The sequence below is a fragment of the Halobellus sp. Atlit-38R genome (assembly GCF_003665925.1).
Taxonomy (GTDB): domain Archaea; phylum Halobacteriota; class Halobacteria; order Halobacteriales; family Haloferacaceae; genus Haloquadratum; species Haloquadratum inordinatus.
This window is the reverse complement of the sequence record NZ_QXIJ01000050.1, coordinates 1-1072: the sequence shown is the minus strand read 5'-3', so window position 1 is coordinate 1072 and position 1072 is coordinate 1. Positions and strand designations below refer to the sequence as shown.

The window sequence follows — 1072 nt, the reverse complement described above, 5'->3', positions numbered from 1 at the left end:
ATACTGACGGCTGAATATTTTTCAAACAGGAGTACGTTGCTTCGATATGGCTTCCCTCGACAACGTGTCTACCGACGACCTCCGCCAGGTCTTGGCGGAGGTCGAGGGAAAGAAACCGACACAGCGGGTTATGGCGGCGATCAACTATCTTGAAGAAGACGAAGCGAAGCTGGAAGATGTTGCTGAACGCTATGGATATACTGCTGGCTGGCTTTCACGCTGGCTTGACCGACTCGAACGGCTCGCCGACGAGCCGTTCGAGGAAGTTGTCTACGACGAACACCGTTCTGGGAGACCGTCTGAGCTCACTGACGAGCAACACGAGCAGTTCGTTGAAGCACTTCACGAATCACCTGAGGAAGTTGGACTAGACGCGCCCGCGTGGTCTGTTCCATTGGCTCGTCACTATCTTGCCGAAGAATTCGACGTTGAGTACTGTGAGCGGCACGTCCGCCGATTGATGTCTGAGGCCGGGCTGTCCTGGAAGACAGCCCGGCCGGAGTTCCACAAATCCGACGAAAGAGCTCAAGAAGCCTGGCAGGAAGGATTCAAAAAAAGCGCGACAACTTGGACGATGAATACACGATCCTGACCATCGATCAGACGCGTCAGGTACTCTCGACGCTGATCTATGCGTGGTTTCCGGAAGGGGAGCGCCCGTCACTGCCGGTGACGGGCGCGTGGGACAGCATCAAGCTGCTCGGTGCAGTGAGCGACAGCGGCGAGACGTTCTTTTTGCCCTGTGCTGAGAACTTCAACAGCGACACGACGATTCGCTTGCTAGACGCTCTCCAGACCGAATTCGGTGAGAAAATCTGTGTCGTTCTGGACAACGCTTCGTATTTCACGGCCAACGCAGTGCAGGAATTCGTCGAAGATACACCGATCGAACTGTGCTACCTTCCGCGGGGTTCACCGGAGCTGAACCCCGCGGAAGAGTGCTGGCGACAACTCGATCAAGAACTAGGGAACTGTCTGTTCGACACACTCGACGACCTTCGTGATGCTGCGCTCTCTGCACTCAACCGAATTAAAGTTCCAGATGTCTTTACGTACTTATGTCCGTGAGTAT

The 1072-nt window shown here is 54.9% G+C and carries 1 protein-coding gene; it reads left to right on the top strand.

Annotated features, from left to right (window positions below; genetic code table 11):
• Positions 1–46 precede the first annotated feature (46 nt).
• Positions 47–1068 (top strand): IS630 family transposase gene (locus D3D02_RS18000; protein ID WP_121571313.1). Its coding sequence is split into 2 segments (ribosomal slippage): positions 47–550 and positions 553–1068, totalling 1020 coding nucleotides; the frame shifts between segments, so codons are not numbered across the junction.
• The last annotated feature ends 4 nt before the right edge of the window (positions 1069–1072 follow it).